The organism is Corynebacterium mendelii (assembly GCF_017307055.1).
Taxonomy (GTDB): domain Bacteria; phylum Actinomycetota; class Actinomycetes; order Mycobacteriales; family Mycobacteriaceae; genus Corynebacterium; species Corynebacterium mendelii.
The window spans coordinates 609-9,347 of sequence record NZ_JAFLEQ010000011.1 but is presented as its reverse complement, the minus strand read 5'-3'; the positions used below and the strand labels follow the sequence as shown (position 1 = coordinate 9,347).

Sequence of the window (8,739 nt, the reverse complement as noted above, 5' to 3'; positions counted from 1 at the left end):
GCACCCTGTCCCCCGATCACTGCTGCGCAGGGGACAGAGTGGGGCATACGGCCTTATTTAGAGCAGGCTGGCGTAGATGTCACGGATGTCATCGCGGGTGGCTTCCCGCGGGTTGCCGGGGGTGCACACATCGGCAAACGCGTCATCGGCCAGGTCGTCGACACCGTCTTCGCCGACACCGACCGCGGAGATGGTGGTGGGAACCCCGACAGCCACCGTCAGTTTCGCCACCGCGTCGCAGGCGGCCTCCCGGGCCTCGTCCAGCGGCATGTCATAGGCGCCGTCGACACCGAAAGCCGCGGCAATGTCGCGGTATTTCTCCCCGGTGTACTCGGCGTTGTAGCGCATGACCGGGGCAAGGAGAATACCGTTGGCCACGCCGTGCGGGGCACCGTAGCGGCCGCCCAGCGGGTGGGCCATGCCGTGTACCAGGCCCAGGCCCACATTCGAGTAGCCGATACCGGCAATGTAGCTGGCGTAGGCCATCTTCTCGCCGGCATCATTGTCGCCGTTGACGGACTTTTCCAGGTTGGCCGCAATCATCTTGATGGCGGTCAGGTGCACCGAGTCCGACAGCTCCCAGGCACCCTTGGTGATGTAGCCCTCAATTGCGTGGGTCAGCGCATCCAGGCCGGTGGCCGCCTTCAAACCCTTCGGCATCGAATCGGTCAGATCCGGGTCGACAATGGCCAGCACCGGAATATCGTGCGGGTCGACACAGACGAACTTGCGCTGGTTGTCGGTGTCGGTGATCACATAGTTGATGGTGGTTTCTGACGCGGTACCCGCGGTGGTGGGGATACCGATGATCGGAATTGACGGATTCTTGGTGTCGGCGACGCCCTCCAGGGAGACCACGTCACCGAACTCGGGGTTGGCGGCAATGATGCCGACAGCCTTGGCGGTGTCCTGCGGTGAACCGCCGCCCAGGCCGATGAGCACATCGGCGCCGCATTCCTTGAATTTCTCGACACCCTTTTTGACGTTGTCCACCGGCGGGTTGGGTTGCACGTCGGAGAACACCTCGTAGGGGAAGTCCGCGGCATCGAGCAGATCGGTGATCTTTTTGGCGGTGCCGGTTTCCAGCAGGATGGCATCGGTGATCAGCAGCGCTTTGGACAGTCCCTTGGAGCGCAGCTCCGGAACCAGCTGCTCAATGGCGCCGCGGCCGAAGTACGCGGTCTGGTTGAAGATCATTCTGTAGGTCATGGAAAAAGCACCGGCTTTCTTGTGTTGTGACCAGCTGACTGAAAGAACGAGTGAGTCGGCATCCCATGGTTGTCGGTTGACCGCCACCAGTGTCTTCACGGATGATGCACACCGGATGCTCGTAACCGATTGGTTGTAGCCGATTTCATTCAAGCTCCGTCATCCATGGTAGGGATCGCTGCGCAGTTCACCACCCCCCGGATCCGGCCGGACGGAAGTATTTTTCCCCAACATCCGGCACAAAACCCACAAAAAGGAGTGTGAACTGCAAAAATTCGACCGCTTTTTTGGTATCTGCCGGCAGTGCGCCGGTCCGGTCGGCTGCACCACGGCAATCCCCCGGATCCGGGTCCAACTCTGGGGTCGGCCCAACTGGTGGCTCATGCATGCCGCCCCCATGACCATCCCCTGAAGTCTGCGGTGATGCGCCGGGGATAAACAGGCGCCGTGGGGAGAAAACCGTTCTTCACCCCGCTGAGCACCACATGCGGCCAAAAACAGGTCGGAAGCAGCGTGTCTGCAGGGTACGGGAGTATTGCGGTAGTGAAAAACAATGTCAACACCTGCGTGATAAAGAGGCGGCGACGTACAGGTGATGCACCCCCGCCTATGAGATCACTCACAATTTCGGGCGGAATGCCGTCTGTGCCGCATTTTGGCACCGCTGTGGTGGCAAAAATCATCATCTCCCGGCTGCTGCGGCAGGATGCGGTCCCGGGCATTGTCGGCCGGACACCCCCCGGTTTTGCCCCTGACGCGGCGTGAGCGCCCATACTTTCGTCCATGAGCCAAACGGACAGCAATCTTTACGTCGGTGAGGTGGCTGAGATATTCCACCTGACCGTGCGGACCCTGCACCACTGGGAAAAAGTGGGGTTGATCAGCCCCAGCGGAAGAAACTGGTCCAATTTCCGGCTCTACACCCGCAAAGACTGCGAACGGATCAGCCGGATAGTGATCTACCGGGCGACCGGCATGAAACTCGCCGAGATCAAACAGATACTCGATTCCGGCCAGTCAGCTGTCGAGCATCTGCGGCAGCAGCGCGACAGGTTGTGCGCCAAGCAGCACCAGGTCAGCGAGATGATCCGCGCAGTCGATGAACTTTTGGAGAATGAAATGAACAACACACAACTCAGTGCCGAGGAAATCGGACAGATTCTCGGCGACAGCACCTACGCCGCCTACCGGGCGGAGGCCGAACAGTCCTACGGATCCACCACAGACTGGGGCATTTTCACCCAACGCACCTCCAGCTGGGGTGGCGACGATTTTCTTGCCAGCAAAGCCCGTTGTGACCGCGTCGACTCCCGGCTCGCGGAGGCAGTTGCCGCCGGAATCGCCCCCGACAGTGAGCGGGCGGCGGAACTTGTGGCCGAGCATGCCGCTGTGCTCAGCGACTTTTTCCCCGTCACCCCGGCCAAACATTATCTGCTCTCCCGCGCCTACGTCGCCGACGAGCGTTTCCGCAACTACTACGACAGCCGGCAGGAGGGCCTTGCCCAGTGGTTGGCCGATGCCATTGCCCACCATGCCCGCGCCGCCGGGGTTGATCTTTCCGCCGCCTGTTGGCAATAGCCGCAGGCAGGGCAACCCCCGCCGGATCCGCACCCGGTTACGGTGACCGGTAGGTGCGGCAGGCGGGGCCAGTAGACTTAGGCCCGTGCAGCATCGAGAACACATCCCTTCCACCGGTCCCAGTCCCGCCGATGTGTCGACCGCGGTGGCCTCCGCCCTCGACTCAATCCGCCCGATCACCGATCCGCTGGCGGAGATGTTCGCCCGGTCGGGCCACGACCTGTACCTGGTCGGCGGCAGTGTGCGGGATGCTCTGTTGGGCAGGCTCGGCCACGACCTGGACTTCACCACCGATGCCCGGCCGGAGACAGTGACCGGCATTCTGGAGAAACTGTGCCCGGCAGTGTGGGACACCGGTATCGAATTCGGGACGGTGTCGGCGGAAAAATCCGGCCACCAGATAGAGATCACCACCTTCCGGGCGGACACCTACGACGGGCAGTCGAGAAACCCGGAGGTCATCTTCGGCGACACGTTGGACGGCGATCTGGTGCGCCGCGACTTCCGGGTCAACGCCATGGCGTTGAAGCTGGTTCCGGGTGAGGATCCGGAATTTTGTGACCCGATGAACGGCTACAACGATCTTGTCCACGGGATTATCGACACCCCCGGAAAACCGGAGGATTCCTTCGGCGATGATCCGCTGCGGATGCTGCGTGCCGCACGCTTTGTCAGCCAGCTGGAATTCACCCCCGCCGCGCGGGTCACACAGGCCATGGAAGCGATGGCCGGCCAGATTGAGCGCATCACCGTTGAACGCATCCAGCAGGAACTCGACAAGCTGATGCTGGGCGCTGATCCGGCCGCCGGCGTTGATCTGATGGTCACCACCGGCCTGGCGGACCACTTTTTCCCCGAAATCCCGGCCCTGCAGCTCACCCCTGATGAGCATCTCAAACACAAGGATGTCTACGCCCACTCGCTGCAGGTGCTCAGGCAGGCCATCGCCCGGGAAGACGACGGACCGGATCTGGTTCTGCGGTGGGCCGCACTGATCCACGACATCGGCAAACCCGACACCCGGGCACCCAAACCGGGCGGCGGGGTGACTTTCCACCAGCACGAATCCGTCGGCGCGCGGCTTGCCCGCCATCGCTTCCGGGCGTTGAAATACCCCAACAAATTCATCCGGGACGTCAACGATCTGGTGTTTTTGCACATGCGTTTCCACGGCTACGGGGAAAACGCGTGGACTGATTCGGCGGTGCGCCGCTACGTCAACGATGCCGGGGAGATTCTGCCGAAACTGCACAAACTGGTGCGTGCCGATGTGACCACCAGAAACCGGCGGAAAGCCGAACGGCTGGCCCGCGCCTACGATTCGCTGGAGCAGCGCATCAAAGAAATCGAGGAGCAGGAGGACCTGGCGGCCATCCGCCCGGCACTGGACGGCAACGCCATTATGCGGATTCTGGATATCTCCCCCGGCAGGGATGTCGGCCGGGCCTGGCAGTTCCTCAAGGAACTGCGCCTGGAAGAAGGCCCGATGGAGCCGGAGGAAGCTGAAGCCCGGCTGCGGGCGTGGTGGGAGCACCACCAAGACGGTGACGCCACATAGCGCCCGGATACCACCCCGTGGCTGTTAGATTGTAAATAATACAGTTTGTTCACGTGGTTCCGCCCGGCCGTGGGTATCCCGGCTGGGCCACCCGCTTTGTTTCCCGACCCCCAGGAGACCATGACCGACCAAGTGCCCGAGCAGCGGGCCGCCTGCAGCTCAACCGTGCAGCAGATTCGGCTGGGGCTGAAAGACTCGCTGGCTGTGATGCTGGGACTGCTGCCCATTGGACTGGCCTTCGGCTTTTTTGTCACCCAGTCCGGTTTCGCCTGGTGGTGGGCGCCGGTGTTCTCGATCGTCATCTACGCCGGATCGGCCGAATTTATCGCTGTCGGTGTCGTCACCGGCGGTACCGGGGTGCTAGCTGCCGCGGTGACCGCCTTCATGGTCAATTTCCGGCATCTGTTCTACGGATTGACATTCCCCCTGGACAACATCCGCGGCAGGCCCGCGAAACTGTGGAGCGTCTATTCATTAACCGATGAGGTCTACGCCATTGTCTGCTCCGCCCGGAATAAAACCTGGACCCACACCCGGATCATCACTGTCTCGGTGGCCTGCTGGCTGTCCTGGTGGATTCCGGGGATCGCCGGGGCTGTGGCCGGTCTGGCGCTGCCCGACAACCTGGAGGGTGCGGAATTCGCGCTGACCGCACTGATGATTGTGCTGGCCATGGAAGCGTTTCGCGGCAACCCGGACTATTCACTGCCCCTCAGCGCCGCGGCACTGGCCGTCGGCGCCGGTTTTCTGCTCCCCGGCGGCATGCTTGTGGCCGCTTTGAGCTGCTATTTCATTGTTCTTTGGGTGCGTTACCGTTGTCCCCGTGTCGATGCGTCGATGACCCTGCGGCGCCCAACGGATGCGCCCGACTTCGGGGACAAGGAACAGCCGTGACCGCCACTGTTGCCGCGGCCGGCGGCCTGCCCGATACCGTCACCGCCGGGGGTGCGCTGCTGATCATCGCCGTCATGGGTGGGGTGACTTTTCTGCTGCGTCTGCTGCCCTTCCAGGCCGCCCGCATCTTCCGCGGATCGGAACTGTTTGCGATGCTCGGACACACCATGCCGGTCGGTGTGCTGACAGTGTTGGTCGTGTTCACCATCACTTCCCTGACCGAGGACACAAGCCGGTGGCCGGCGGTGGCTGCGGCAACAGCCGTCACTGTTGTGGCGCAGCATGTCACCCGCAAACCCGGGGTATCGATTTTTACCGGGACCGCCGTGTACATGCTGCTGGTCAACACTATTTTTTAAGCTCCGGGCAACAGATGTGAAGGTCGACCGGGTCCCGCGGAATTGTCATGACGGGCAACCTGTCACCCGCGGTGTGCCACGGAACAGGACACCAGTCAGCGACGGCAGCGTTCGGGACGACGGCCACCGCAACGTCACCCCGCCCGGTACACACCCGGGCATATCCGGCGGGTTAAAACACCACCACCCCGGTACAGGGCCGACGGTGTCTCTACCGCAGTCCTACCGGGGTGGTGGGGTTTTATTTAATTGTCGGCCGCGTTATATCCGCTGCCTGTTGTTTTTTCTCAGCTCCGCCTGCGGCGGGCAACCAGTGCCAGAGCACCCATCGCCATCAGGAACAGTCCCATGACCAGTGTCCACAGCGTATTGGCGCCGGTGACAGCCAGGACACCATGTCGGAGATGACCGGTGTCGGCACTGTTGTTCGCGGGTTGTTTCACCGTGGACTTGTCCGGAGTGGTGGGAGCCAGCGGGGCGATGGCGGGGGCGCCGGGAAGAACACTGCTTCCGGCTGCGCCCTGGGTCGCCATCAGGCCGAGCAGGCCTGCTGCCACACCGAGTCCCAGAACCACCGGCAGGATGCTGGTCGATGAGTCGCTGCTGCTGTCACCATCAGATGTGTCGGCGGGTGTGCCCGCCCTCTCAGGGACCGTGACCTGAAGATCAATGGTCTGGGTCCTGCCGTCGGCATCGGTGATACGGACCGGGAGACTGAAGACGGTTCCCGCCGGGTAGGCATCGGTTCCGGCGACAGTGATCACTCCGGTACGAGAAGCGATGGTGGCGGTGATACCCTCCGGCAGGGAATGCTCATCCAGTTCGTAGTTCACCGGGTGGTCAATGCCGAGACCTGCTGCGTCAACCATCGACGGGTCAATGGTCAGGTTGGTGTTGTCCTCGCGGACGGCAGGCGCGTAGCTGACGGTCCATTCGACCGCCTGCACCTTGACGACCACCGTGGTGTCGTAGGAGCTGCCATCCGGGAACGTGACGGTCACCGGAATTTTGTGGGTGCCGGGTTCCACACCCTCGGGCGGGGTAATGGTGGCCACACCGTCGGAGGATATGTCCACGATCCAGCCGTCCGGGGTCTCCGGGGTGAAGATGACGCTACCGTCGATACTGCCGTCAGCCGGTGTGTCGGTGAACGGATTGTCGATGACCGGGTTCAAGGTCACGGTTTCACCCGGTTTAACCGGGACCAGATCGGGCCAGCCGATACCGGTGCCCATGGCATCGGTTTCGGTGATGTCGGGGATACCGTTGTTGTTGGTATCCGTCGGCGCATCTGAGTTTTCGTCGGATTCTTGGGCGTTGGTTTTGCCGTCGCCGTCTGAATCAAGGTCGCCGTCGTTGGTGACGCCGTCGGTTGTGGGGTTCAGCGGGTTGGTGCCGATGATTTTTTCGTCGGCGTTGTTTACGCCGTCGCCGTCGGCATCGGTGTCTTTGTCGTCCGGGATGCCGTCACCATCGGTGTCTTTGGTGTTTTGCGCGGCTGGCGGATTTAACGTCAGCGCCGCAATCGTGGTGGTGTGGGACTTGTCCGGGTAAGTCACCAGCACCGGGACGGTGATGATGGTTCCCGGATCAACAGTTTTGTCGGCGGTGGCGGTGGCCTTGCCGGTGATCGGGTTGATCATCACTGTCACACCGGGGATGGGTGCGGTCAGCTTCGCCGCGAACACCGTCTTTTCCGGTGCTGTGTCGGTTTCGGTGTCCGGGGTGGTCGAATCATCGAAGGTGACGGTGGCGGTCGATACCCCATTGCCCTCATCGGTGGAGGTGTCGTAGCTGGGGGTGACGGTCATGGTCGTGGTTTCGGTGATGTCGGGGATACCGTTGTTGTTGGTATCCGTCGGCGCATCTGAGTTTTCGTCGGATTCTTGGGCGTTGGTTTTGCCGTCGCCGTCTGAATCAAGCTTGCCGTCGTTGGTGACGCCGTCGGTTGTGGGGTTCAGCGGGTCGGTGCCGATGATTTTTTCGTCGGCGTTGTTTACGCCGTCGCCGTCGGCATCGGTGTCTTTGTCGTCCGGGATGCCGTCACCATCGGTATCCAGTGCCTCTTTTGCCGGCGGCGGATTGAGTGTGAGTGTGGCAGTAATTGTTGTTTTGGAACCGTCGGCGTGGGTGACCGCAACAGGAACCGTGATGACAGTGCCGGGGGCAACTGTCTCGTCCGCGGTGGCGGTGATCATGCCGGTAGTCGGATTGACTGTGACAGTGATGTTGTCGAAGGGCTTTTTCAGCTTCGCCGCAAACGAGGTACCGTCCGGTGCCGGCTTGGTTTCGGTGTCCGGGGTGGTCGGATCATCGAAGGTGACGGTGGCGGTCGATACCCCATTGCCCTGATCGGTGGAGTCCCCATAGACCGGGGTGTTGGTCATGGCCGTGGTTTCGGTGATGTCGGGGATACCGTTGTTGTCGGTGTCGGTGACGTCAGTTTTGCCGAGTCCGTCGGTGCCGGTTTCTTCCGTGGGACCGTTGGGGACGGTTGATTCTTGGGCGTTGGTTTTGCCGTCGCCGTCTGAGTCAAGCTTGCCGTCGTTGGTGACGCCGTCGGTTGTGGGGTTCAGCGGGTCGGTGCCGATGATTTTTTCGTCGGCGTTGTTTATGCCGTCGCCGTCGGCGTCCGGGTCTTTGTTGTCCGGAATACCGTCGTTATCGGTGTCTTCGACTGACTTCGGTCCGACCACCAGGGTGGCGTTGACAATGTCACTCGTGCCGTCTTGGTAGACAACTCTCACCGGGACGGTGATTGTGGTGCCCTCTTTGACCAGTTGATCGGTGGTGGCTGTGATTTCACCGGTGGTGGGATTGACCGTGACAGTCACACCCGGCACGTCCGGTTTTGTCGCCAGTGAGAACTGCTTGGCGTTTTCTGCGCTGCCGTCTTTCACGCTGGCAGTGTAGACACCGTCGGACTGCTTGCCGTTGTCAACATAACTCGGATCGGCGCTGTTGGCGTCGGTTTCGGTGATGTCGGGCCGACCGTTGTTGTCGGTGTCGGTGACGTCAGTTTTGCCGAGTCCGTCGGTGCCGGTTTCTTCCGTGGGACCGTTGGGGACGGTTGATTCTTGGGCGTTGTTCAGGCCGTCGCCGTCTGAATCAAGGTCGCCGTCCTTGGTGACGCCGTCGGTT

Annotated in this window: 6 protein-coding genes; 4 read left to right on the top strand and 2 right to left on the bottom strand. The window is 61.8% G+C overall.

Annotation, left to right across the window (positions count from 1 at the left end; genetic code table 11):
• Positions 1-57: 57 nt before the first annotated feature.
• Positions 58-1,209, bottom strand: a complete 1,152-nt coding sequence (gene fucO, locus JZY06_RS06660; protein ID WP_207278786.1) for a lactaldehyde reductase — start codon at positions 1,207-1,209, stop codon at positions 58-60.
• Positions 1,210-1,992: 783 nt separating this feature from the next.
• On the opposite strand from fucO, the gene JZY06_RS06655 reads away from it, so the two are divergent.
• From JZY06_RS06655 to JZY06_RS06640, 4 genes are all read left to right on the top strand, one after another.
• Positions 1,993-2,787 carry a MerR family transcriptional regulator gene (locus tag JZY06_RS06655; protein WP_207278785.1) on the top strand — a complete coding sequence of 265 codons (795 nt, stop codon included), beginning with the start codon at positions 1,993-1,995 and terminating at the stop codon, positions 2,785-2,787.
• Between the two features lie 133 nt (positions 2,788-2,920).
• Positions 2,921-4,345: a CCA tRNA nucleotidyltransferase gene (locus tag JZY06_RS06650; protein WP_377769087.1), complete on the top strand. Its 1,425-nt coding sequence runs from the start codon at positions 2,921-2,923 to the stop codon at positions 4,343-4,345.
• A 120-nt stretch (positions 4,346-4,465) separates the two neighbouring features.
• Positions 4,466-5,239, top strand: coding sequence for an AzlC family ABC transporter permease (locus JZY06_RS06645; RefSeq protein WP_207278784.1), 774 nt, complete (start codon positions 4,466-4,468; stop codon positions 5,237-5,239).
• Entirely contained in the window at positions 5,236-5,598 is a 363-nt protein-coding gene (locus tag JZY06_RS06640; RefSeq protein WP_207278783.1) for an AzlD domain-containing protein, read from the top strand. Before JZY06_RS06645 ends, JZY06_RS06640 begins: the two co-directional genes overlap by 4 nt.
• 287 nt (positions 5,599-5,885) lie before the next feature.
• On the opposite strand, the gene JZY06_RS06635 is transcribed toward JZY06_RS06640, so the two are convergent.
• Positions 5,886-8,739 (bottom strand): YPDG domain-containing protein (locus JZY06_RS06635; protein WP_207278782.1); only part of this gene is annotated, 2,854 nt, incomplete at its 5' end.

Coding starts and splice junctions, on each gene's coding strand:
- fucO (WP_207278786.1), bottom strand. CDS start 1,209: ATGACCTACAGAATGATCTTCAACCAGACCGCGTACTTCGGCCGCGGC.
- JZY06_RS06655 (WP_207278785.1), top strand. CDS start 1,993: ATGAGCCAAACGGACAGCAATCTTTACGTCGGTGAGGTGGCTGAGATA.
- JZY06_RS06645 (WP_207278784.1), top strand. CDS start 4,466: ATGACCGACCAAGTGCCCGAGCAGCGGGCCGCCTGCAGCTCAACCGTG.